General features: G+C 65.0%; 1 pseudogene. It reads right to left on the bottom strand.

The annotated features are described in order from the left end of the window. Nucleotides 1-108: 108 nt before the first annotated feature. A pseudogene (locus tag EN750_RS38600) lies at nucleotides 109-469 on the bottom strand (formylmethanofuran dehydrogenase subunit C); the annotation flags it as partial.

The following is a 469-nucleotide window of genomic DNA, read 5'->3' as shown; positions in this document are numbered from 1 at the left end:
ATTTTCATGTGTTCTCCACGTTGCGGGTCGGATAACGGTCGCCCCCTACTGCCACCCAGCGGCCAGCACTTGCGTCCTGCCATCGTATGGTTCCTGTGTCGACGGATCTCAGCGCGGAAAAAGAACCTCGCCCATTCCGAGCACTGCGTTATCCCCGCCATATTTGCGCGGTGCGCTCCCCAGAAGCGACCGTTTCAAAATGCCCTCGGCGATCAGATGACGATCAATGATGGCGGCGAAAACGCTCTCGGGCGCGCCGCATTCGACGAAGCTCGGCGACATGCGTGCCGGCGCGCGATCGAGAAGGATCGAACCGCGACGCATCAGATAGCCGGGCATCTCACCGGTGCCACCGGCCACCACCAGGGTGCCGGCGATCATGCGGCTGCCGGCGTGGTCGCCGGAGCCTTTCAGCACCGCGATCAGGCCGCGCCGCATGCGGTCCGCCGCGAAGGCGCCCGCCTTGCCC

This window comes from Mesorhizobium sp. M7A.F.Ca.ET.027.03.2.1, from assembly GCF_003999175.1.
Classification (GTDB): Bacteria; Pseudomonadota; Alphaproteobacteria; order Rhizobiales; family Rhizobiaceae; genus Mesorhizobium.
This window is presented reverse-complemented; position numbering and strand designations above follow the sequence as displayed.